The organism is Sediminibacillus halophilus (assembly GCF_900103695.1).
Taxonomy (GTDB): domain Bacteria; phylum Bacillota; class Bacilli; order Bacillales; family Amphibacillaceae; genus Sediminibacillus; species Sediminibacillus halophilus.
Genome location: NZ_FNHF01000001.1, coordinates 327,361 through 350,786 on the forward strand (window position 1 = coordinate 327,361; position 23,426 = coordinate 350,786).

Sequence of the window (23,426 nt, forward strand, 5' to 3'; positions counted from 1 at the left end):
GGTGTAGAATTCCGCGATTTTTGTCGTACAAGAAAAATATGAAGTCATAATAGACCCCCCGACTGGATAGCAGCCTGGGGGGAGTGTCATTTACCCTTTAATGAGGCTCTCTGCCTGTTTGACTACATTTTCTACGGTAAACCCATACTCTTCCAAAATCTTATCTCCATTAGCGGAAGCACCGAAGGTTTCAATGCCCAAGACTGTGCCTTCATCTCCCACATAACGTTCCCATCCGAAAGGTGAAGCCATTTCTATTGCCAGACGTTTTTTAACAGTAGACGGGAGAACTTCTTCTTGATACGCTTTATCCTGCTGCTTAAACCGATCCCAGGAAGGCATGCTGACTACACTGACATGAATGTTCTTGTTTTTCAGTTCTTTCTGTGCTTTCACGGCCAGCTGCACTTCAGAACCGGAAGCAAGAAGCAAACCGTCCGTTTGGTCACCATCGGCCGGACTAATGACGTAAGCGCCTTTTTTGACTCCTTCGTATGCCTTTTCCTTAGTCCCGTCCAAAGTAGGAAGGCCTTGTCTGGTAAGAACAAGCGCCGTTGGAGTTTTCGTGGATTCTAACGCTAGCCTCCACGCAGCACTGGTTTCGTTTCCATCAGCAGGACGAATCACAGATAAATTCGGCATTGCACGAAGAGATGCCAACTGTTCTATCGGCTCATGGGTTGGTCCATCTTCTCCCACTGCGATGGAATCATGGGTGAAAACATATGTTACCGGAAGGTTCATAATGGCAGACAACCGTACGGCAGGACGCAAGTAATCACTAAACACGAAGAAAGTACCAGCATAGACCTTTAATCCTCCGTGTAGTCCCATTCCATTTAAAGCGGCAGCCATAGCAAACTCACGAACACCAAACCAGATATTTCTGCCGGAATAGTTATTTCTCGAGAAATCCCCCGCGTCTTTTACATTTGTTTTATTCGATCCAGCTAAATCAGCGCTTCCCCCAAAAAAGTAAGGCACTTTGTTGGCAATAGCATTGATTACTTCACCGGAAGAAGCACGAGTAGCCAGCTTATCTTTTCCTGCCTCGTAACTCGGCAGCTCCCCTGCCCAGTTAGCAGGCATTTCACCAGCAATAGCTTGCGCCAGTTCTTTGGCAAGCTCTGGGTATTCCGATTTATACTTATCGAAAAGAGCGTTCCACTCATCTTCCGCCTGTTTACCTTGTTGCACGATCTTTTGATCGAAATCCTGGTAGACTTCTTCCGGCACATGAAACTCATCATGCTCCCATTCATAAGCCTGTTTAGTTAGTTTGATTTCATCTGCACCAAGAGGAGCACCGTGAGAAGCGGATGAAGCAGATTTGTTTGGTGATCCATAACCGATTACCGTTTTCACTTCGATCAATGTAGGCTGTTCTGTATTTGCTTTCGCTTTTTTAATAGCATCTCGGATAGCGGACAAATCGTTGCCGTCTTCAACCCGAATAACCTGCCAGCCATATGCTTTGAACCTATCATCTACATTTTCAGAAAAAGACTGGGACAACTCACCGTCCAGCGATATATCGTTCGAATCATATAAAGCGACCAACTTGCCAAGTTTTAAATGACCAGCCAATGATGCTGCTTCATGAGAGATACCTTCCATTAAGTCACCATCACTGACAAGAGCAAAAGAATGATGATCAATAACCGGATAGCCTTCCTTGTTGTACTTGGCAGCAAGATGTTGTTCAGCCATCGCCATGCCGACCGTCATTGCCAGCCCTTGTCCGAGTGGTCCAGTGGTTGCCTCTACCCCTTCGGTATGATGAACTTCCGGGTGGCCTGGAGTTTTTGACCCCCATTGACGGAAACCTTTCAAATCGTCAATCGTCAATCCATAACCGGAAAGATGGAGAAGGCTGTATAACAGCATTGATCCATGTCCAGCTGATAGTACAAATCTATCACGATTGAACCAGTGCGAGTTCTTCGGATTATGGGTCATGAAGTCTGTCCAAAGTGTATATGCCATCGGAGCAGCTCCCATAGGCAATCCCGGATGACCGGAGTTCGCATTTTCAATTGCATCGATCGATAATGTACGAATGGTATTAATGGATAGTTTTTCTGTTTGGTTTACCATGTATTGTTGTAACCCCTTTCTGATTTACGGTTTATGTACACCTCATATCCTATAATGAAAAAACAAATCAAACAAGCATTTCAGCATGTCCATTATAATTCCATGCTGGAATGCTTGTCAAAAAAGGCTTGATCCTCAATGATTGTTTTTTTCCCGATGTTTTAAATCTTTTACTTTTTGGGGAGTGACGTCCTTTCCTTCCGGATCAACCACTGTCATACTCTTGAATTGATTTTTAAAGGATTTACGGACATTTTTTAAGTACTCTTCCCTCAATGATTGCTGCTCTTGTTTTTCTTTAGCAGTTAATCCTTCTTCCTTTGCTTTTTTAGCAAGCACATTGATTCTATTCAACTTATCTTTTGAAAGCATAAGATACTCCTTTGAAATAATTTCTATTACTTGTCTTTCCATAAAACAGATTCATGAAACAAAAAAACAAGTTCAGACAGAACCGAACTTGTCTTGTACATATCTTATCGTTTGTTGGAGCTGGAATCAAGGGAAACAAACTCTTGAAACCTTCGGTGCACGGTGGCTTTAGAAACTGGATAGCCAAGCCCTCTCAAAGTCGCAGCTATTTCTTCAAAAGTCAGCTTATTCGCCCTTAGCCGAATAACCTCATCAATAGGGAATTCTATTCTCTCTCTACCGGAAGATTCATGCTGCTTCGCTAAGTTTTTGCCCGGATCATATCCCCGTTCCATGGCCTTTCTCATTCCCCGTTTAATTTTCATATTATGGATTTTTCTTTGATATTCTTCTACAATTCCGACGATTTGCAGGACCATAGAGTCCGATTCCGACAATTGCAGCTGACCCTGATGTGTCAGGGAATATACGGGGATTTGCAATTTGTTTAGCTGATGAAACAATGCAATTTTTGTATTGCCCCTTCCGAGCCGTGTCTCATCCTGAATGAGGAGACAGTCGGCTTGCTGTGAAGAAAAAAGGTCCAGCATCTGGAATACGCCTTCCCGTTCAATCTCGTAGCCGCTTTTTTGTTCTTCTATGACCGATACAATCTCTAGCCCATGACTAACAGCCAGATCAGTTAACTCCTGCTTTTGACGTTTCAAAGAGGTTTCCTGCTCTTCTTTAGCTGTGCTAACTCTACAATATATAACTGCTTTTTGCTGTTTTGTTGTCTCCACGCTCTGACACCTCTTATAATGCTATTGCTCGTAAATTATTTAGATGGTGACCATTGAATAATACATTAATCCTAAAGTCAAAATAAATAATGTTAAATAGAAAAGGTCTAGTTTCGAAAGTTTTTGAAACATTCTATACGCCTCCTAAATAATTAGAACCTATGTTCGTGTTTATAGTTATATTATATACGAACATAGGTTCCTGTCAACATTTTTTTCGAACGAGTGTTTGTATATACATGCCAGGCATGGTATAATATTCACAATAAATACTATGTCCGAGGTGTTACATTAATGACAAAACTATCAAAGAGGCAGCAGGCAATTTTAGAATATATTAAAGAACAGGTTTTGGATAAAGGCTATCCACCTTCCGTAAGGGAAATAGGAGAGGCTGTTGGACTTGCATCGAGTTCTACTGTACATGGCCATTTATCGAGGTTGGAAAAAAAGGGGTTTATTAGAAGAGACCCAACCAAACCGCGTGCGATTGAAGTGCTCGATTTGGAAGAAGCAAACGAAATTCCTGCCGGGGAAGCCACTTTCGCTCCCGTTATCGGGAAAGTAACGGCTGGAATCCCAATAACCGCAGTGGAAAACATCGAAGAATATGTGCCTCTACCCGGCACTATCGCTAATCCAGATGAAAATATATTTGTGTTGATTATCGAAGGAGAAAGCATGGTAGAAGCAGGAATACTTGATGGGGACATGGTAATTGTCAAACAACAGCAAACCGCTCAAAACGGAGAAATAGTCGTGGCCATGACGGAAGAAGGAGAAGCCACTGTTAAGCGCTTCTTTAAAGAAAAAGACCATATTCGTTTACAGCCTGAAAATGCAACAATGAAACCGATCATTCTCGATAATGTTTCAATCCTAGGAAAAGTAGTAGGTCTCTATCGACATATCCAGTAAAAAGCAAAGAAAAAAACCAAATCTTGTGATTTGGTTTTTTTCTTTCTAAAATGATTTTCTATCTATATGTGTGGAACGTTATCCATAAATTTAGTTAGCAGTGTTTCGCTTTTTAGTTTCAGGAAGCGGAAATACTACCAAGAATGCGAAATACCCCAACAATAAAACATTGAAAACAAATAACCATATGGATGAAAAATCGTATATCTCTTGAAAATTCTTTGTGACGGCCAACACCAAAGCTGCTATCAATACAAAACCAACATACTTGATAAATAACACCTCCCTCTCATAATTTTATTAAATTTCCAAGAAATTGTCCAAAGTTTTTTCCTGTTTATAGACTGCTCCTTTGTGTACTCTAATGAACTACTAAAAAAAAATACTAAGGACAAATCGTTATTATGCTGGTAAAATAAAACTCTGTATTAATTAGTAAAGGAGTAATTGCCTGTGAATAAGTGGCTTTTTGTCTTTTCTCTGCTAATTATCCTCAGCTCCATTGATTTTATAAAAATGGACGGAGCTGTATTGGATAAGGAAGAAGTACTTATCCGTTATCAGAGTGAGCGAAGCAAACAAGAAATCATGCATGCAAGCTATCAAGTTATCAATCGATATGAGAATATTCCTGTCCTATCCGTTTTGATAACCCATGATAATAAAGAATTATTACGAAATAACGATGATATATCCTACATAGAGAAGAATGCCATTGTTAAATTAACCGGAGAAACTGCACGAGAAATCAATCAAGCAGCTTCCGTTGAAAGCCAGTGGAATATGTATGCAATTGGAGCTCCTCATGCCTGGTCGGAAAAGACCACCGGAAAAGGAGTCGACATAGCCATTATTGATACTGGTGTAGCTGAGCATGCGGATCTTAACATTAAAGGTGGCTATTCAACAATAAATAATAGTCCTGAATGGGTGGATGATAATGGTCATGGTACCCACATAGCAGGAATCATAGGGGCCAAACACAATAAAACTGGAATTTCTGGAGTGGCTCCGGACGCAAACCTATATGCTGTTAAGGCACTAAACCAAGATGGAGAAGGTAGTCTTGCCGATATTGTTGAGGCGATCGATTGGGCAATTCAGCAGGATATAGATATAGTCAATCTTTCTTTGGGAACTTCATTCAATAGTGAAATATTAGAAGATATTATAAAAAAAGCCTACGAGGAAGGAACCCTTATCGTGGGAGCCAGTGGGAATGAAGGAAAAAAAGATTCAGTTATTTATCCTTCCAAATATCCGGAAGTCATAGCGGTTTCTGCCACTAATAAAAATAACGAACTAGGTTCCTTCTCTTCCACTGGGCCGGAGGTCGAACTAGCCGCACCAGGTGTAAATATAAGAAGTACGTATTTAAATGACACATATGCTACCTATAGCGGTACATCCCAAGCAGCTCCGCATGTTACTGGTATGCTTGCATTGTTAAAGCAAAAATACCCAGAATTAGCATATGAGGGATTAAGGAAACTGGCTGCGGATTATACAACTGATTTAGGAGATCCTGGCAACGATGTCTATTTTGGAGCTGGTTTGATAGATTTTCGGCGCTCAGACCAGATTGCTCCTCAGGAGGTTTCTGATGTTGTTATAAAAGATAAAACACAAAGTTCCATATCTGTAATGTGGGAAAACCCCGAAGATACCGACTTTAGAAAGACTAACCTATATTTAGACAGTAAACTTATTTCTTCCGTGCATAGTACCGAAAATCCGGTATTTACGTTTTCAAATATGGAAGCAGACAAAACATACTTAATAAAATTGACGACGGTTGACAACTTTTCAAATGAATCAACAGGTATAACACTTACGGTTAAAACGAAAACAGAAACCAATCATGAGCTTAAGCCCTCCATAACTGAAAGCAATGGAGAAAGCAACTCAGAGAACCTTCCACAACAGCCAGAAACAGAGCAAATAGAGCAAGAAGAACAGTTGTCCGAAGGAGCGGAAGACGTACAAGGTACCACGAATAAGTCATTACCTTCTAAAAAGCAAAAGAAACCTGGCAACACTGAGAAAGTAATACAACCAACAAAAGAAACAGAAGATAAGGATCCTGGCAAGATAATCCAGAATCCAACTCCAAGGCTGGGACAAAAGGCAAGCGGTGGTAATCAACAGGATAATCATGAAAAAGTTGTTACTACTCTTTCTGACTCTAGCGGATCGAATGCCGAACAAAACGAAGAAAAAGCTAAGGTTAGTATTACTTCTGAATCACCGATTAAGGAAGGATTAACACCAAAACGAGAAAGCGGCTTACAATCCGGAAACCTGTCTAAATCTACAGATGAAAAAGCTGCATCGGATGACACCCGAGTTCAAGAAAATGAATCTGTAAACAACGAATTGTCTGGTCTTTCTAAATTTATCTATTTGTTGATAGAATTTATCTCCATCTTTTTCCGATACTTGTCTATGAGGATATAAAAGTATCCGCGGCCCTCTGTATAGAGGGCTATTCATTTTTATTTGTTTTACCATCTCTTTTTTTGACAAGCTCGAATAAACCTGTACCTGCCAAACCAGCTATACCCCCTGCCCACAGCCGTAAAACAATATCCATTTCACTAAATGGATAAGCGAGGACTCCAATCACCATCCCTATCACCAGGCTGATAGTTGGAATAATATTTTTGGGAAGAACAAACGTTTTTTTAACCAATTCAACTAAGGCGGAAACAACCGGAAATAAAATAGTAGCAAACATCAAGACATTTTCCAAATTAAAAATCACCCCCCTTATTATAATTATCTTATGACATTATCAACCATTGTAGAAGCAGATCCATGAACTGCTTGACTTATGGTCTTCATGACAATAATTCTTATCAATACGTCTCTTACTTCTTGCATTAACTTCCACTGATCAATACTGTCTTTATCAAGTACAGCTTCTGGTCTTCTATCCTGCTGACTAATTCATAGAGTACAATAAACATTTTTGCACAGGCAGCAACCATGACAACAAGATATGTTTCTTTGTAAGCAAAAGAAGGTTGCCATAGTGGCAACCTTTTTGGATTTGGAAATTATTCAACAAATTTATACGAATAGCGTTCGTTAGACTATTACTCTTTTTTATTTATTAGTTGTTTTTCTTTCCATTCATGTGAATTCAAAAAATCCACCATTTTGTTTGTATCTTTAAAAATTTTAGTTGTGAATTTATCTACTTTCCACTCCCCTTCCGATATCTTTAAACTAACATCAACTAATTGGGTAAAAGCAGGACTAAACAATTGGAATTTTAAATGGTTAGAATCATCCTTATTGGAGATTTTTCGATACGCAATTGAAAATTTGTTTTTAAAATCTTCCCTTAATTTTTCATCAATTTTACTGGATTCTTTTTGTAACTTTTTCTTAGGAATATTTACGGTTAATTCTTGAGCAGCGTCAAAATTTTGCAATAAAAAAGTTTCTTTATAAAACTTATACATAACATTTTTATAACCACTTTCTTCCGCATCTTCTCCGCAACTGCTTACAAAAAACAAACTAACCATAGTAAAAACAATCATTATCCTTTTTTTCATAAGTAACTTACAACCCTACTTTGTCATTAATTCAACATTTGCGTTTTCAACTAATTTTAATTGGTATTCTTTCCATGCCTGTGTAATTCTTCTAAATCAGTACCTTTAGAAAAAGGCTCCAAAATTTCAGTGGTGTTATTAGTTTTGTCTTTTGATTTTTGCTGGCTCACAAATTGTTTCTTTAATTCCATTTCTGAAAGTATATTTTGGTATTTCTTCAACTGCGTATTTGTCCCAATATTCTTTTTCGGAAATATCTAATGATTTAATGTAATCTTGAAAAAATTTATGGGTTTCCTGGATCTTTATCGTTGTTGCTATTCGAATTTCTTTTTAACCTCTGGGACAATGCTTTTTGTTCTCATACTGACTTAATAAATTCTTTCTCTATTTTTTTATCTGAAGTTTTTCTTGTCCATTTGCTGTTTTAATTAAATTCATAATTCTTTTAAATTTCCTTGAGGGTAATTTCCTCATTATTAATTTTCATAAATAATTTATTGGAGCCTTTTTCAATCTTGCGCTTGTTGTTCTTTGAATTTAGTCAAAGCATAATTTTCAGGTGATTCAGCAGATGTGTTTTTCGAAAGAGAGTAAAAATTATTTGAAACAGCTAGGATAACTAGTAATGATAAAATAATTGAGGTAAGTATTACTTTTTTTAATTTTATTCAAAATTAGTTCACCACACTTACATTTGTGTCTACAGAGAATGAGGCAGGGTACGTTTCTGAGCTAATAAATATGGCGTTTCCTACCCCTTTATAAGTAGCAGATGAAGATAGATTGCTGTCAAGGTTTGCATGGTAAGCATCGATAACTTCATTAGCAGCATCTATATAGTCAGAATGATAACTAAGCTTATAGGTAGATAGTAAGACCCCTTTTTGTAGTACTTAATTGTAACAGTTTTCCAGGTAGCTATCAAATTACCAATGATGTATATTCTCTTATTTCCAAACCGCTGGATGAAAGATCGATGGCAAAATATGAAACTTACTTTAATCAAATCACATCTTCAAAGGGGGATTAATTTTTGTGGATGTATCGTGGGTGCTGTTGTGGGTGGCCAAAAAGGACGCTTTGGCGAAGCATAAAAAGAAATCCCCTGACGCTTGTGCGCCAAGGGTTTGATTGATTAATAAGTTTGCAGATACTGTTCGCGTTCCCAAGGGTGTACTTGTGTACGGAACATATCCCATTCGATTTCTTTCGCTTCGACGAAATGCTCGAAAAGATGCTCTCCAAGCGCTTCTACGATGATTTCATCTTTCTTCAATAGTTCTACTGCATTGTAAAGGGTAGCCGGCAAGTCTTGTACACCGTTTTCTTCCCTTTCTTCTTTATCCATTACGTAAATATTGCGATCAACAGCTGTCGGAGCTTCCATTTTGTTTTTGACACCGTCAAGTCCCGCTGCAAGCATGACTGACATAGCCAAATAAGGGTTTGCGGCTGGATCGACGCTTCTCACTTCCACACGCGTGCTTAAACCTCTTGAAGAAGGTACACGGATAAGCGGGCTTCGGTTCAGGCCAGACCACGCTACATAGCAAGGAGCCTCATACCCTGGAACAAGACGTTTGTATGAGTTGATTGTCGGGTTAGTAACAGCTGTGAAGTTGGTAGCATGCTTAATGATTCCGGCAATAAATTGATAAGCCGTTTCACTAAGTTCCAGCTCTCCTTCTGGATCATAAAAAGAGTTTTTGCCGTCTTTGAATAAAGACATATTGGAATGCATTCCCGAACCGTTCACGCCGAACAATGGTTTTGGCATAAACGTAGCATGCAATCCATGTTTGCGAGCGATCGTTTTTACAACTAACTTAAACGTTTGGATATCATCGCAGTGCTTCAAAGCATCAGAATATTTAAAGTCGATCTCGTGCTGTCCTGGCGCCACTTCATGATGGGAAGCCTCGATTTCAAAACCCATCTCTTCCAGTTCAAGTACGATATCGCGCCGGCAATTCTCGCCCAAATCAGTAGGAGCTAAGTCGAAATAGCCTCCCTTGTCGTTCAATTCAAGAGAAGGGTCGCCTTTTTCATCTAATTTAAAAAGGAAAAATTCTGGTTCTGTACCAATATTAAAAGCGGAGAAGCCTAACTCTTCCATCTTTTTCAGGTTGCGCTTCAAATTATAGCGAGGGTCCCCTTCGAAAGGAGTGCCGTCCGGATTATAGATATCGCAAATGAATCGTGCAACTTTTCCTTTATCAGATGTCCAAGGGAATACGACGAATGTATCAAGATCTGGATATAGTTTCATATCGGATTCCTCAATGCGAACAAATCCTTCAATAGAAGAGCCATCAAACATCATTTCATTGTCAAATGCTTTTTCTAATTGGCTTAGAGGGATTTCAACGTTCTTAATTGTTCCGAGCATGTCAGTAAACTGCAAACGGATGAATCGTACGTTCTCCTCCTTGATTTTTTGCATTATCTCTTCTTTCGTAAATTTAGCAGCCATTTATTCCTCTCCTCCTATATATTTAATGGAAGAATCGTGATAATTCTCCCTGGCGCAACGATGTTTTTCCCATACGTCCGGTGCTGTAAAGCTCTTTTTGCAGCATTTTCCGCAATTCCTTCTCAGACAGTTCCGGGGTTTTTTCATTTTCCTTCAATTGTTTTGTTGTTGGAAGATCTTTTATGTTAAGTACTTGTTTAATGCCTGCCAAGTTAATCCCTTTTTCGATCAATTCTTTGATTTCCAGTAAACGGTCAACATCATTAAATGAAAACAAACGCTGATTTCCGTTTGTCCTGGCGGGATGCACCAAGTTATGTTCTTCATAATAGCGGATTTGTCTTGCTGTCAAATCGGTCAGTGACTTAACAATACCTATGGAAAATAACGGCATGGAACGTCTGTCCAGATCGCTCATGTTAAAAACCCCTTTCCTGTTATTTTTCCATAACTCCATTATACATCTGGCACAATAATTGTCAAGGTGTGTCAGATTTCTTTACATCGAAAAGTAATCAATTTAATGAATTTTCTGATAAGAAAGTAAAAAAGGAGTTAAGCGTTATTAAATTTCTTTTTTTAACTGTCTCTCTACTTCCCAGTAAATATTCAAGAAAATGTTCGTCATTATTGTCCCGAAACGTAAACTCCATTAGAACAGTGCTATAGAAAAGAATCAGCCACTGACTTTAATGGCTGATTCTTTTCTCTCACTATTTGGATAAATACCCTTTTTCCTGTAACGTCTTCACTGCATCAGATACTGCTATTTTTACGTGTGCATACGTAAGACCGCCCTGAACATAAGCAGTATAAGGCGGACGAATCGGTCCGTCTGCAGTCAGTTCAAGACTTGCCCCCTGAATGAAAGTCCCGGCAGCCATAATCACATCATCTTCATAACCCGGCATCGCGGAAGGATAAGGCTTGACAAAAGAATTGACAGGAGATGCTTGTTGGATCGCCTGGCAAAAAGCAATCATTTGTTCTGCCGTATCAAAATTAACCGATTGGATCAAATCCGTCCTTTTCGCTTGATAGACAGGTGAAGTTTGAAACCCCTTTTTTTCAAGAAAACGCGATGTGAAAACAGCGCCCTTCACAGCTTCCCCAACGACATGCGGTGCCAAAAAAAGCCCCTGGAACATTTCCTGCAACATGCCGAGGCTTGCACCGGTTTCTTTACCTAAACCAGGTGCTGTCAAACGGTTGGCGCACTGTTCCACCAATTGTTTTTTGCCGGCTATGTATCCTCCTGCCCGGACGATCCCGCCGCCGGGATTCTTAATCAGTGAACCGGCGATCAAATCCGCTCCCACGTGGAGCGGTTCTTTCGTTTCAACAAATTCGCCATAGCAGTTATCTACGAATACTTGCAAGGTCTTGTCCAAGTGTTTAATAAACTGAACCATCTCTTTTATTTCGTCAACCGTAAAAGATGGGCGGTCATGATAACCTTTTGATCGCTGAATAGCTACAACTTTTGTGTTTCTCTTTATTGATTGTTTTACTTTACTCCAATCAATTGTTCCATTTCCCTTCAAGTCCACCGCACAATAATCGATGCCAAAATCCTTGAGACTGCCATTGTTTGTTCCACGGCTGCCAATGACCTCTTCTAAAGTGTCATAGGGTTTTCCGGTTATGTAAAGCAACTCATCTCCCGGACGCAGCAGACCGAACAGGGCCGTTGTAATTGCGTGGGTACCAGAGACGATTTGAGGACGCACCAAAGCGTCTTCTCCCCCGAAAACTTCAGCATAAACTGATTCAAGGGTTTCCCTTCCAAAATCATCGTATCCATAACCGGTTGTAGCATGGAAATGACTGTCACTGACTCGATGTTTCTGGAAAGCCTGCAACACACTTCTTTGATTGGTTTCCGAAATCATGTTTGCTACTTCAATTTGTTTCTGAATATCCTCTTCTGTTTCCTTGATAGTTGAATCAATCATTCTCTCTCGTGCTGCTCCTTCACCCTATATTTTAACGGATGGTCAGGGCTTATATAACCACTGACTCGATAACCATCTCTTTCTTCATCAAAATAACGGTCCGTCATAATCGTCCTTCTCCTCAATGTTTGAAGTAACTTACCTTCATCTGGCGGGAGAAGGGTCTGGTATGCTTCCCATTGCTCGATAAGTATTTGTTCAACTTCATGCAGCACCCGCTTTAAATCGATTGGATCATGGGCACTTATCGTCATCGAAGGATGTACAGATGGAATAAAGTCCTCCTGCAGGATGTCTTTTTTATTGTAGACAGTTAGCATAGGTAGCTTTTCCGCTCCCAAGTCCTCTAACAGTTTGGTTACTGTTTTTTGATGATTCTCCAAGTCCGGATGGGAGGCGTCTACCATGTGGAGGATAAAATCGGCCTCTGTTACTTCTTCCAGTGTTGAGCGAAATGCAGCAATCAATGTTGTCGGTAAATCTTGGATAAACCCTACCGTGTCCGTGATTAAAGCAGCAAACCCGGAAGGAAGCTGAATTTGTCGTGTCATCGGATCAAGGGTTGCAAACAGTTGATTTTCTTCCAGTGATTCACTCTTGGTTATCCGGTTAAAAAAAGTGGATTTTCCTGCGTTCGTATAACCGACAATCGCTATTTGAAATGCTCTGTTTTCCTTTCTTCTGCTTCTATACTGTGCACGTTGATTTACTACTGCTTGCAGTTTTGCCTTGATTTCGTCTATTCTTCGTCTAATGTGCCTCCGGTCAGACTCTAATTTGGTCTCACCGGGACCTCGTGTTCCGATACCGCCTGCGAGCCGGGATAATGACTTTCCTTGCCCATAAAGACGTGGAAGCATATATTCCAGCTGCGCCAATTCGACTTGCAGTTTTCCTTCTTTTGTATTAGCCCGCTTTGCAAAGATATCAAGAATCAATTGACTTCTATCTATGATTCGTACACCTAGCCGTTCACCTAAATTTTTGGCCTGGCTTGGTGAAAGCTCGTCATTAGAGATGACTAAATCTATTTCCCATTCTTCCACAATTTCAGTAAGTTCCTGTACCTTCCCTTCACCCATATAAAGAGCAGGATGTATCTTTTCCCGATTTTGCGTGATGATTTTCAGGACATTTCCCTGCGCTGTTTCCGTAAGAGACTGTAATTCACTCAGTGAAGATTGAAAACGTTCCTCTTCTTGTCTTGGTTGTCGGACAGCTATGATTAGCACTTTTTCCTGCATCTGTTCAACCTCTTTCTCTGATACTGCTTTCATCATATCAAATATATAACGAAATAAAAACTAGAACCTCGGACAGCAAGGTTCTAGTTGCCATCTAATCCAATTGAAGATCACTCTTGGTGATAGTGGTCAGATCTTTGGTCGTTAAGCTTTGCTTTTTCATCAATCGGACAGCATGCTTTCGAATTGATTTCTCCAATAAGTTACGGACAAAGCGAGCATTTGAGAAATCATGGTTTTTGTTCTGTTTTTGCTTGATTAAATAGTCTTGCAGCTTCCACTCCGCTTCCTTGGTAAATTGGTATTCCCTTTCAGCGGCCATCTGTTTGGCTATTTCAAGTAATTGCCCTACAGAGTAATCTTCAAACTCAAGGACGATTGGAAATCGGGAAACCAACCCAGGATTTAACGACAGAAAATATTCCATTTCGTTAGGATAACCAGCCAAAATCAAAATAAATTCATTGTGGCTGTCTTCCATATGCTTTACCAATGTATCAATCGCTTCTTTTCCGAAATCTTTATCACCGCCGCGCCCCAGTGAATAGGCTTCATCAATAAACAAAATACCGCCCTTTGCTTTCTCGATCAAATCTCTTGTTTTCTGGGCGGTATGGCCAATATATTCTCCTACCAAATCAGCTCTCTCCGCCTCGATAAAATGTCCTCTAGACAAGATATTCATTTCAAACAACATTCTGGCAAGTTGTCTTGCCACGGTAGTCTTTCCGGTTCCCGGGTTCCCTTTAAAAAGCATGTGCAGTACTTGTTTTTCCGCTTTCAATCCAGCCTTTTCCCTTTTTTGGTTAATGGTAATCGATGCGTAAATTTCTTTCATGGTATCCTTCAGGTTGGTTAAACCAATAAACGATGAAAATTGATGGTCGATGTCAACAAATGGGTCATAGCTATTTTCTTCCCTCATTTCATTGGAGGTAGGGAGTTTTTCTCTTTCGTTTAAAATAATATTTATTTGACCATTTCGTTTTAATGATACTTGAGATTCCACATTACCACCCCTTATTCACGATATTATACGTGGAAAAGGCAGCGAGTGTGACATTCGCCCATAAGCTGGCGGCAAACAACTTCGTCTTGGAGCGCACAAGACGAAAATTAAAAAAGGCGTTCAATGAACGCCTTTTTATACCATATATCTTTACAGCCGATATGATGCCCCTTTGGTATTATTCCTTTTCCAAAGCAACGTTCTTAACCGGCGCAAATGTCGAAATAGCATGTTTGAAGATCAATTGCTGCTTACCGTCCGTATCAAATAGAACGGTAAAGTTATCAAAAGCTTTCACGGTCCCTCTCAACTGAAAACCATTTAATAAAAAAACGGTGACTTGAATCCGTTCTTTCCGGAGTTGGTTTAAATATTGGTCTTGAATATTTACCGATTGAGACATAGTTTTTCCTCCTCTTTTTATCTGTACTATGTAATTTCTATTTTTTCTCCAGCATTCCTGCTAAATCCGATAAAATTATTTCAAATTGTTCCTCCTTTTGTCCTGTTTTAATTGTGTACCAATGAATATCCATCTTATTCTTAAACCATGTCAACTGTCGTTTGGCAAACCTTCGTGAGTTTCGCTTTAACAAGTCGACAGCTTCATCCAGGGTCATTTCCCCTTTAAGATAAGGGATTATTTCTTTATATCCAATTGCTTTCATTGACTGACTGTTTGCAAAACCTTGATTGTATAAATTCTTCACTTCCTCTACAAGCCCTGTTTCGATCATTACGTCAACCCGCTCGTTGATACGTTGATAAAGCAGGTCCCTTTCCATTTCCAAACCAATGATAATAGGACGGTAAGGCGAGTCTCCCTTTTGCCCCGCTTGATATTCACTCATCGTTTTGCCTGTCTTTTCAAATACTTCCAAGGCACGGATGACTCTGCGCTTATTATTGGGATGAATCTTCTCTGCTTGTTCCGGATCTACCTCTTGCAGCTTGGCATAGAATGAATCGATCCCATATTGATTGATCTCCTTTTCAAGTTTTGCATGAAAGGAATCATCTCTCTTCTCGTCGGCAAAAATATAACCGTTTAAAGCAGCTTGTATGTATAATCCTGTTCCCCCTGCGATAATTGGCAAATGGTTTCTTTCCGTTATATCTTTCACATAATCTGCTACCTTTTGTTGAAATTCTGCAACAGAGAATGTCTCGCCAGGGTGCTTGATATCAATCATGTGATGTGGCACGCCTTTTGTTTCTTCTTTTGTTATTTTTGCTGTACCGATATCCATTCCGCGATAAATTTGCATCGAGTCGCCGCTGATTACTTCTCCGGAAAAGTTCCTGCCTATCTCCACGCTCAAACTGGTCTTTCCAACAGCCGTCGGCCCGACAACCGCAACTACAACTGGTTTCATGCTAATACTCCTAGATATATAAATTAACGTTTTGGTTATACTATCCTTTTGATAAACCATTATACATCAACTTTGATTTTTCGCAATCTTCACGTCTGACAATCAATATAAGCAAGCGTTTAGTTTTTACTTTGTTAGGGTACATGTATTACAAACGCAGCATCCTTTGCTGTAGTTTTCAATTTATCAGCAAAAATAGCGAAATACTAAAAGGAGGTAACACAATATGGGTTTTATCATTTATTTAATAGTCGGCGGACTAATCGGTTGGCTTGCTGGTTTAATAGTCGGAAAGGATTTACCGGCAGGTATTTTCGGTAATATTATTGCAGGTATCATTGGTGCATGGATCGGAGGGGAATTGTTCGGAAAATGGGGTCCTGAACTAGGTGATATATACCTTATTCCGGCATTAATCGGTGCGATTATTTTCGTGCTAATACTAAGTCTCATCATCCGTGCAGTAAGAAGGTAATAAAAAGGAGGCACTGTTTCATTCAGTGCCTCCTTTTTCAATGACGAACCGTGGTTTATTTGAATGAATCACGTACACGTGTAGGGTGAAAAAGACAAAGTAGGTGGAAACTGCGCGACACAGTGAGATTTCTATCTTATGGCGCTTCTCTCACTCTGATGTTTGTCGAGTCCGTATGTTTCGCTGTGTAAGAACACGTCGCTCTACATGGGCACGGCCATAGAGTTCTCAGAAGCCATAAGCGTTTCTTGCAGCATATTCGATATTCGGGGTGTGCTGTTTCCGCAGAAGCGATCGCAGTATAAAGAAAACTTGCAGAAAAACGCAAGGTTTCTCTACAAGTTGAATGCATGCTTAACAATTTCTTATTTGAACTTATTATTTTAGATGGCCTTCAAACGCGGTCAACATCCAGACATGTTTCTCCAAACGCCCCTGCAGTTCGTTTAATAGATCAAGCGATGGTTGGTCATTCACTTCTTCTGCCAACTTACCGCCTTTCTCTTTGATTTCATCGATGATTGTTTGGTAATCGCGAGATAGCTGGGTGACAATTTCATCTTCCGTATCATCCGCCTGTGCTTCATGGATGGTCGCTTCTTTGATGTACTTATGCATAGTTGCCAAGGGTCTGCCACCGATAGCAAGTACCCGCTCCGCTATGTTATCCAAGTCTTCTGCTGCTTCGTTATAAAGGTCCTCGAACACCTCGTGTAATTTAAAAAAGTGTCTGCCAGTGACAAACCAGTGGTATCGATGAAGCTTAATATACAGCACCGCAAAATTAGACAGCTCTTGATTTAAAAAGTTGATCAACCGTTGATTTTCTGGCATGTTTTCATTCACATGAACATTTAAGTTTTCCGCCATTTCCCATCACACCTTTCTATAGGGTTATTTTTTTATTATGTACGCGAATTATACATAATCGTTATCGGTTGTTATCCAAATACCCTGACAATACTAATAACAAACATGAAAAGCGTTAAGGAAACGGCAAAAAACTGCATTTCTCTATGCGTCGAATCAGTGGTTAAACTGCAACCTGAACTATTGATTGCCACTGCAGTAAAATGTTAACCACTCTCAACTAGATCAAAGGAGCGAATGTCTCATTAAACTATTTCGCAGTTCCACCTGTTCCACATCCCAAATAAAAAAGCTTGCAGAAAACATATTTTCTACAAGCTGGCACTCATTCTGTTATACACAAATCACATAACCCGCTTGAACATTTTTTCCATCTCATAAGGAGAAAAATGGGCAATAATAGGACGGCCGTGCGGGCAAGTGAACGGATCGGTCGATTTTCTTAAGTCTTCTAGCAGTCGGAACATATCATCGTGATTCAAGTAATGATTTGCTTTGATGGATCGTTTACAGGACATTAAAATAGCTGCTTCTTCCCTGATCTTTTTAATATTTACTTTTTCATCGGCGATTACTTGCTCGACAATTTCCTGGATAACTTCCTCTTCAAAACCTTTTGGGAACCATTGAGGATGCGACCGTATAGCGTAACTTTGTTCGCCAAATGGTTCAAAGAACAAACCAATCTTTCTGAATTCTTCCTGATATTGTTCAATGAGCAAGGCTTCCTGTCTAGAAAAATCAAAAGTTAAAGGCATTAAGAGCTCTTGTACTTCATTCGGCACTTCTCCGATTTTTTCTTTGAAAAATTCATATTTTATACGTTCCTGGGCAGCATGCTGGTCGATAATATACAATCCATTTTCATTTTGTGCAAGAATATAGGTACCATGATGCTGACCGATAGGATACATTGCCGGTATTCGATCGTTATTTGTTTCATGTTCTTCTTCAATTGCTTGTACTGGTTCTGCATTCCAATCCCGACTACCCTCTAGATCATTCTGTTCCACCTCCGAGATGGTTTCCTTCAGTCGCTCCTCCATTGATAGGTCTGATGCTTTTTCCGCTGTTTCGGCCAGCCGATTGTCTACCATCTCGACATGTTTCTGCCCATCATACAGCTGGGTGGCTTCCTTTGCCTTCGCATAGGGAGCAGGTTCATGGAATTCAAAACTATTTTGTACGCTTTGCTGGCGATTAGGCTTTGGTTGACTTGCCTCTGGGATGAGCGTCTCCTTCCGGAAAGCTTCCCTTATGGTGGATTCGATAGCTTCAAATAGTTCTCTCTCCTTACTGAAACGCACTTCCAGTTTAGCCGGATGCACATTTACATCAACCAAAATGGGATCCATTTGGATGTCCAACACCACTAACGGATGTCTTCCAATCGGCAATAGCGTATGGTACCCTTTGGCAATCGCCTTGTTCAAGGCGATACTCCTGATAAACCGTCCATTGACGATAGTTGAAATATAATTTCTCGATGCCCTTGTCACTTCAGGCTTAGCTACATAGCCTTGAATGGAAAAATCAAGAGTGGAATGTTTTACCGGCACCATTTTTTTGGCAACATTAATCCCGTAAACTTGAGCAATGATTTGCAGTAAATCTCCCCTCCCTGGCGATCGAAATAGCTGCTTTTCATTATGATAAACCTCGAATCGGATCGTTGGATGAGATAAAGCCATCCGATTCATTACATCGGAAATATGCCCTAGTTCTGTATGAATCGTCTTCATGTATTTTAGCCGGGCGGGAGTGTTAAAAAACAAATTTTCCACCATGATTTCTGTACCTTGCCTGGCATCACTTTTTGATTTTCTGACCAATTTTCCACCTTCAAGTTCCAGCAGTGTACCTGCTTCGTCTCCGGTGGAGGACTTAACGGTCAACCTGCTAACGGCCGCGATACTGGCAAGTGCTTCCCCTCGAAAACCAAGTGTCCGAACATGAAAAAGATCATTTTCATTACTTATTTTACTGGTAGCGTGGCGGAGCACAGACCGTTCACAATCCGTTTCACTCATCCCGTCCCCATTATCCGTTATCTTTATTTTCTCTAGTCCAGCTTCAGACACTTCGATTTTGATAAAACTGCTGTTCGCATCGATGCTGTTTTCGACTAGCTCCTTCACAACGGAAGCCGGGCGTTCGACAACTTCTCCTGCCGCTATTTTGTTCGCAAGGGCGTCAGGCATTTGTTTTATACGCATGCTATTCCTCCTCACCCATTACTTTTTCGCTTTCTTTTGTAGTTGATAAAGGATGTTCATCGCTTCCAATGGTGTCAATTCCATGATGTCCAGGTCCACTAACTCTTTCGCTAGTGTTTGTTCCCGCTTGGACCGTGTCTGAACCGCTGAAGGGCGCTCTCCCTCTGATACAAAAAAGGACATCTGTTGTTCAGGCTCCTTTTCCACCTGAGTGGCTGGTTTGGTTTTTTCCTGAATAGTGGAATGATTTTGCTCTGTTTCAAACTGCCTTAAAATATCTGAAGCTCTGGAAATTAATTGATCGGGCAATTCGGCCAACTTCGCTACATGAATACCATAACTCTCGTCCGCTGCTCCCTGCTGAATTTGATGTAAGAAGACAACATTCCCTTGGTATTCTTCTGCACGGACATGAATATTTTGCAAGGCATCCAGTGTGTTTTCCAAACTGGTCAATTCATGGTAATGGGTTGAAAACAACGTCTTTGCCTTTACATGATCATGGACATACTCGATAATTGCCTGAGCCAACGCCATTCCATCATAGGTGCTTGTCCCTCTTCCGATTTCATCCATTAAGATTAAACTGTTTTCAGATGCCTGAGTAATGGCATGTTTTGCTTCCAGCATTTCTACCATAAACGTACTCTGACCCGAAACAAGATCATCAGCTGCACCGATTCTGGTGAAAATCTGGTCAAAAACAGGTAAAGACGCTTCTTCACATGGCACAAAGCAGCCGATTTGCGCCATGATTGTCGTAAGAGCAAGTTGGCGCATGTACGTACTTTTTCCTGACATATTTGGACCGGTGATCAGCAATATTTCTGAAGACTCATCCATATACACATCATTTGGTACAAAGGATTCACCCTTCATTACTTGTTCGACCACCGGGTGTCTCCCCTGTTTTATGGAGATTTTTCTTGCTTCATTAAAGGTTGGTCTTACGTAGTTATTCTCTTCACTAACAGCAGCAAAGCTTTGCAGGACATCGAGTGTGCTGACCTTTTCTGCCAAGGCCTGAAGAGCAGGAATATACTGTTTCACTTTTTCCCGCAATTCTACAAATAACTGGTACTCCAAATCGACACTTTTCTCCTCCGCTTCAAGAATAAGAGACTCTTTTTCCTTCAATTCTGGTGTGATAAATCGTTCTGCATTTGTAAGCGTCTGCTTCCGCTCATATTTTCCTTCAGGCAACAAGTGCAAATTAGCACGGGTCACTTCGATATAATAACCAAACACACGATTATAACCGATTTTCAATGATTTAATATTTGTCGCCTGCTTTTCTCGCTGCTCCAATTCTGTTATCCACTTTTTACCGTTCTTGGAAGCGTCACGGTACTCATCCAAAGTAGGATCGAATCCATCCTTGATAATCCCGCCTTCTTTAATAGTTAATGGTGCGTCCTCTTTTATACTTTCCTCCAACAATTCTGACAGTCCACGCAGCTCGTCAATTCCCTCCGCCAGCGAACGGACACTCTCGTTTTCAAATTGTGACAAAAGTTGTTTGATTGCAGGGATATTTTGAAGAGATTGTTTTACCTGGATCAAATCCCTGGCATTGACATTACCATAGGAAACTCGTCCCGCCAGCCGTTCTAAATCATAAACGGTTTTTAGTGCCTCCCGGATTGATTCCCGCTCAAAGAACTGCTCTAAAAAAGCCTCGACAATAGCAAAACGTTGATTGATTACTTGTTTATTCAGTAAAGGTCGTTCCAGCCATTTTTTAAGCATACGTGCTCCCATGGCTGTAACTGTCTTATCTAGAACCCAAAGCAGACTACCCTGCTTCCCTTTCCGCAGTATAGTCTGGGTCAGTTCCAAGTTTCGTTTTGAAAACATATCCAAGGACATATACTCCTGTAATTGAATAATCCTAGCCGGCTGAAGATGGTCAAGTGATCGTTTTTGCGTATTCTGCAGATAATTCAGCATCCTGCCGAATCCCTCTAATAATTGCTTATCCTCCGTCAACTGCTCTGTCAGCTCATGAAAACTTTCCTCGATACTGTGTTCCTGTTGATAGGATACCGTTACTTGCAATCTTTCACGTAAATCCGTTTGATAGTTTTCCGGAAGATCAGGAGAAACGACAATTTCTTTTACAGGCTGGTTGAACAATTCACTCAGTACTGCATCCCATCCCGATGAAACGCGTGCGACACTTGTTTCTCCCGTTGACAAGTCGTTATACGTAATGACAAACGTATTGCCGGAAAATTCACTGACACTAGCAAGAAAATTATTTTCTTTTTCTTCGAGCATGGTTCCTTCCATAACTGTCCCAGGAGTAATCAGCTGCACGACATCCCTTTTTACAACACCCTTAGCCGTTTTAGGGTCTTCTACCTGCTCACATATAGCAACCTTGTAACCTTTTTCTACGAGGTTCTTTATGTAGTTCTCTGCAGAATGGTAGGGAATGCCGCACATCGGGATTCTTTCATCGGCGCCACCATCCCTGCTTGTTAACGTGATTTCCAGCTCCCTGGAAGCAGCAAGAGCGTCTTCAAAAAACATTTCATAAAAATCTCCCAAACGGAAAAACAAAAAACAATCTTTATGCTGAGCCTTTATTTTCAAATACTGCTGTATCATCGGTGTATATGTCGACATGTTTTTTCCCCCACAACTAAAAAATCTATCTTCCATTATATCATAATACAGCATGAGGACTTAAGTGTACGCAGTTGAAGAAATAACAGGGTAATTTTAAGAAAAGCGAAGGTATTAGAACACAAACAAAAAAACGAGAGATTTCTCCCTCGTTTTCAACTTATTCTTCCTCTTCGGTCGCTAAAAAGTCAGGATTAATGTCCTTGAACTCTTCGTCCGACAATTCAAAGTCCCAGTCGTCGTCATCTGCGACGTATCCATGCGGGTCCACTTTCACGCATACTTTTGTTTCTCCGATAACTTCCACTAAAAATTCCCGCTCAACTTCGACGAGGATTTTATGGTCGTGGCTGGCAATCTTGCATTCTAGACAATTTGGTTGTTGAATCACTTTAGCAAACACTTCATAATCATCATTTAACGTTTGGTCATCTTTTACTGATAGCTTTATTAAATCACAATACGTGACCCGTTCGGTAACAACCTCTGTTTTTGTGTTATCGTTGTAAGAATACCAGATATTCACATCATAACTGCCATTGATTTCTACCGTGTCTTCACCTTTTTTCCGGGCGTTATATAGATGATTTATCACCCAGCAGCCAAGGATACTGGAGGGTCTATGTGAAGGCGTGATCGTGTTGGTATCCTGGATGAATTTCCGGCCTTTTCCGATAACGGCTTTTGTTATGATTTCCCGATATTCCTGATCCAGAAATGACATAAGAACTAAAACCTCCTCTTTTTTCATAGTCAGTTTATGCATGGCAATCACCTATAGTGCATCCTTTTTTCCAAATGATCGCGGTGATTGACATGATAGGCTCTACACCATCCTATGCAGATGCCCAGCAAAATGTACATAAACCAAAAGAAGGAGGTTCAACTATTAACACGGCTTTCATCCAAAAAATGCTTGCTAAACACTGTTCATCCGAGTTTCTGTAATAACATATTCATTCAAAATGAAAAGGACCATTCCGTCTTGGGGAACAGTCCTTTCCAAAGGTCAATGGCTACAGGAAGAACCATTACCCAGCTTGGATCCAGTTTCTCCAGCCAGTAAATCACCACCTGTAGAACGAATTACTTCATTGGTAACCTCTCTGGCGATGGTATTGGAAACAAGCTGCAAAATGTCATTGATCACTAACTGGGAATCCTTGAACTCTTGTACTAACGGGATATCATCAATTTCTTTTTCGATCCGATCCAATTCTGCTTCTGCTTTCTTCTGTGCTTCCTCTTTCCCATACGCTTGTAGATTCACGACTTGTTTTTGCATTGCTTTTAATTTCTTAATTAAAATCTGTACCTTATGGTTTTCGTTCAATTTTGCTTCCAACTGCTTAAAACGCTCGATTTCTTCGGTATTAGCCATCATTTGGGCTAACTTATTTGCTTCGTCCAGTACTTGTTTCTTTGTATATGGAGCCAAA

Annotated in this window: 21 protein-coding genes; 3 read left to right on the forward strand and 18 right to left on the reverse strand. The window is 40.3% G+C overall.

All coding sequences use genetic code 11. The features are described from left to right. Window positions 1-90: 90 nt before the first annotated feature. From tkt to BLR82_RS01735, 3 genes are all read right to left on the reverse strand, one after another. Window positions 91-2,097, reverse strand: a complete 2,007-nt coding sequence (gene tkt / locus BLR82_RS01725) for a transketolase (protein WP_074597287.1) — start codon at window positions 2,095-2,097, stop codon at window positions 91-93. A 135-nt stretch (window positions 2,098-2,232) separates the two neighbouring features. Beyond that, the gene (locus BLR82_RS01730) at window positions 2,233-2,469 is read right to left on the reverse strand and encodes a DUF896 domain-containing protein (RefSeq protein ID WP_074597288.1); all 237 of its coding nucleotides are present in this window, start codon (window positions 2,467-2,469) and stop codon (window positions 2,233-2,235) included. 104 nt (window positions 2,470-2,573) lie between these two features. After that, complete coding sequence (locus BLR82_RS01735; protein WP_074597289.1) at window positions 2,574-3,251, reverse strand: YneB family resolvase-like protein; 678 nt, start codon at window positions 3,249-3,251, stop codon at window positions 2,574-2,576. Window positions 3,252-3,545: 294 nt separating this feature from the next. Between BLR82_RS01735 and lexA the strand changes: the two genes are divergently transcribed. Then, the gene (gene lexA, locus BLR82_RS01740; RefSeq protein WP_074597290.1) at window positions 3,546-4,169 is read left to right on the forward strand and encodes a transcriptional repressor LexA; all 624 of its coding nucleotides are present in this window, start codon (window positions 3,546-3,548) and stop codon (window positions 4,167-4,169) included. 453 nt (window positions 4,170-4,622) lie between these two features. Continuing rightward, window positions 4,623-6,626, forward strand: a complete 2,004-nt coding sequence (locus BLR82_RS01750; protein ID WP_074597292.1) for a S8 family peptidase — start codon at window positions 4,623-4,625, stop codon at window positions 6,624-6,626. Between the two features lie 28 nt (window positions 6,627-6,654). Here the strand turns inward: BLR82_RS01750 and BLR82_RS01755 are convergent, their stop codons facing one another. From BLR82_RS01755 to miaA, 10 genes are all read right to left on the reverse strand, one after another. Then, window positions 6,655-6,921: a holin gene (locus BLR82_RS01755; protein WP_074597293.1), complete on the reverse strand. Its 267-nt coding sequence runs from the start codon at window positions 6,919-6,921 to the stop codon at window positions 6,655-6,657. Window positions 6,922-7,267: 346 nt separating this feature from the next. Beyond that, on the reverse strand, window positions 7,268-7,735 hold the full coding sequence (locus tag BLR82_RS01760) for a hypothetical protein (RefSeq protein WP_074597294.1): 468 nt from the start codon (window positions 7,733-7,735) through the stop codon (window positions 7,268-7,270). A 56-nt stretch (window positions 7,736-7,791) separates the two neighbouring features. Continuing rightward, window positions 7,792-7,956 (reverse strand): hypothetical protein, encoded by a 165-nt coding sequence (locus BLR82_RS20915; RefSeq protein ID WP_175486737.1) that lies wholly within the window; start codon window positions 7,954-7,956, stop codon window positions 7,792-7,794. A gap of 917 nt (window positions 7,957-8,873) precedes the next feature. Continuing rightward, the gene (gene glnA / locus BLR82_RS01765) at window positions 8,874-10,211 is read right to left on the reverse strand and encodes a type I glutamate--ammonia ligase (RefSeq protein ID WP_074597295.1); all 1,338 of its coding nucleotides are present in this window, start codon (window positions 10,209-10,211) and stop codon (window positions 8,874-8,876) included. A gap of 22 nt (window positions 10,212-10,233) precedes the next feature. Next, the gene (locus BLR82_RS01770; RefSeq protein WP_074597296.1) at window positions 10,234-10,629 is read right to left on the reverse strand and encodes a MerR family transcriptional regulator; all 396 of its coding nucleotides are present in this window, start codon (window positions 10,627-10,629) and stop codon (window positions 10,234-10,236) included. A gap of 295 nt (window positions 10,630-10,924) precedes the next feature. After that, window positions 10,925-12,166, reverse strand: coding sequence for a methionine gamma-lyase family protein (locus BLR82_RS01775; RefSeq protein ID WP_074597297.1), 1,242 nt, complete (start codon window positions 12,164-12,166; stop codon window positions 10,925-10,927). Next, window positions 12,163-13,410, reverse strand: coding sequence for a GTPase HflX (gene hflX / locus BLR82_RS01780; protein ID WP_074597298.1), 1,248 nt, complete (start codon window positions 13,408-13,410; stop codon window positions 12,163-12,165). Before hflX ends, BLR82_RS01775 begins: the two co-directional genes overlap by 4 nt. Before the next feature lie 94 nt (window positions 13,411-13,504). Next, complete coding sequence (spoVK, locus tag BLR82_RS01785; protein ID WP_074597299.1) at window positions 13,505-14,419, reverse strand: stage V sporulation protein K; 915 nt, start codon at window positions 14,417-14,419, stop codon at window positions 13,505-13,507. A 178-nt stretch (window positions 14,420-14,597) separates the two neighbouring features. Beyond that, complete coding sequence (gene hfq / locus BLR82_RS01790) at window positions 14,598-14,822, reverse strand: RNA chaperone Hfq (RefSeq protein ID WP_074597300.1); 225 nt, start codon at window positions 14,820-14,822, stop codon at window positions 14,598-14,600. Window positions 14,823-14,859: 37 nt separating this feature from the next. After that, window positions 14,860-15,795: a tRNA (adenosine(37)-N6)-dimethylallyltransferase MiaA gene (miaA, locus tag BLR82_RS01795; protein WP_074597301.1), complete on the reverse strand. Its 936-nt coding sequence runs from the start codon at window positions 15,793-15,795 to the stop codon at window positions 14,860-14,862. Between the two features lie 226 nt (window positions 15,796-16,021). On the opposite strand from miaA, the gene BLR82_RS01800 reads away from it, so the two are divergent. Then, window positions 16,022-16,270, forward strand: coding sequence for a GlsB/YeaQ/YmgE family stress response membrane protein (locus BLR82_RS01800; protein WP_074597302.1), 249 nt, complete (start codon window positions 16,022-16,024; stop codon window positions 16,268-16,270). 378 nt (window positions 16,271-16,648) lie between these two features. Here BLR82_RS01800 and BLR82_RS01805 read toward each other — a convergent pair whose 3' ends face one another. The 5 genes from BLR82_RS01805 to BLR82_RS01825 form a co-directional block, all read right to left on the reverse strand. Then, window positions 16,649-17,140, reverse strand: coding sequence for a Dps family protein (locus BLR82_RS01805; RefSeq protein ID WP_245693628.1), 492 nt, complete (start codon window positions 17,138-17,140; stop codon window positions 16,649-16,651). Window positions 17,141-17,484: 344 nt separating this feature from the next. Continuing rightward, window positions 17,485-19,356, reverse strand: a complete 1,872-nt coding sequence (gene mutL / locus BLR82_RS01810) for a DNA mismatch repair endonuclease MutL (protein WP_074597303.1) — start codon at window positions 19,354-19,356, stop codon at window positions 17,485-17,487. 18 nt (window positions 19,357-19,374) lie between these two features. Beyond that, window positions 19,375-21,987 carry a DNA mismatch repair protein MutS gene (gene mutS / locus BLR82_RS01815; RefSeq protein WP_074597304.1) on the reverse strand — a complete coding sequence of 871 codons (2,613 nt, stop codon included), beginning with the start codon at window positions 21,985-21,987 and terminating at the stop codon, window positions 19,375-19,377. Between the two features lie 160 nt (window positions 21,988-22,147). Next, window positions 22,148-22,711 carry an outer spore coat protein CotE gene (gene cotE / locus BLR82_RS01820; RefSeq protein WP_074598230.1) on the reverse strand — a complete coding sequence of 188 codons (564 nt, stop codon included), beginning with the start codon at window positions 22,709-22,711 and terminating at the stop codon, window positions 22,148-22,150. A 285-nt stretch (window positions 22,712-22,996) separates the two neighbouring features. After that, window positions 22,997-23,425 (reverse strand): YlbF/YmcA family competence regulator, encoded by a 429-nt coding sequence (locus BLR82_RS01825; protein WP_074597305.1) that lies wholly within the window; start codon window positions 23,423-23,425, stop codon window positions 22,997-22,999. Between the last annotated feature and the right edge of the window lies 1 nt (window position 23,426).

What these genes read in the sequence shown, in the direction of transcription:
- glnA (WP_074597295.1), bottom strand. Translation starts at nt 10,211, where the DNA reads ATGGCTGCTAAATTTACGAAAGAAGAGATAATGCAAAAAATCAAGGAG.
- cotE (WP_074598230.1), bottom strand. Translation starts at nt 22,711, where the DNA reads ATGTCATTTCTGGATCAGGAATATCGGGAAATCATAACAAAAGCCGTT.
- BLR82_RS01800 (WP_074597302.1), top strand. Translation starts at nt 16,022, where the DNA reads ATGGGTTTTATCATTTATTTAATAGTCGGCGGACTAATCGGTTGGCTT.
- BLR82_RS01730 (WP_074597288.1), bottom strand. Translation starts at nt 2,469, where the DNA reads ATGCTTTCAAAAGATAAGTTGAATAGAATCAATGTGCTTGCTAAAAAA.
- mutS (WP_074597304.1), bottom strand. Translation starts at nt 21,987, where the DNA reads ATGTCGACATATACACCGATGATACAGCAGTATTTGAAAATAAAGGCT.
- BLR82_RS01775 (WP_074597297.1), bottom strand. Translation starts at nt 12,166, where the DNA reads ATGATTGATTCAACTATCAAGGAAACAGAAGAGGATATTCAGAAACAA.
- BLR82_RS01805 (WP_245693628.1), bottom strand. Translation starts at nt 17,140, where the DNA reads ATGGCGGAAAACTTAAATGTTCATGTGAATGAAAACATGCCAGAAAAT.
- BLR82_RS01770 (WP_074597296.1), bottom strand. Translation starts at nt 10,629, where the DNA reads ATGAGCGATCTGGACAGACGTTCCATGCCGTTATTTTCCATAGGTATT.
- lexA (WP_074597290.1), top strand. Translation starts at nt 3,546, where the DNA reads ATGACAAAACTATCAAAGAGGCAGCAGGCAATTTTAGAATATATTAAA.
- tkt (WP_074597287.1), bottom strand. Translation starts at nt 2,097, where the DNA reads ATGGTAAACCAAACAGAAAAACTATCCATTAATACCATTCGTACATTA.
- hfq (WP_074597300.1), bottom strand. Translation starts at nt 14,822, where the DNA reads ATGTCTCAATCGGTAAATATTCAAGACCAATATTTAAACCAACTCCGG.
- mutL (WP_074597303.1), bottom strand. Translation starts at nt 19,356, where the DNA reads ATGCGTATAAAACAAATGCCTGACGCCCTTGCGAACAAAATAGCGGCA.
- hflX (WP_074597298.1), bottom strand. Translation starts at nt 13,410, where the DNA reads ATGCAGGAAAAAGTGCTAATCATAGCTGTCCGACAACCAAGACAAGAA.
- miaA (WP_074597301.1), bottom strand. Translation starts at nt 15,795, where the DNA reads ATGAAACCAGTTGTAGTTGCGGTTGTCGGGCCGACGGCTGTTGGAAAG.
- BLR82_RS01760 (WP_074597294.1), bottom strand. Translation starts at nt 7,735, where the DNA reads ATGAAAAAAAGGATAATGATTGTTTTTACTATGGTTAGTTTGTTTTTT.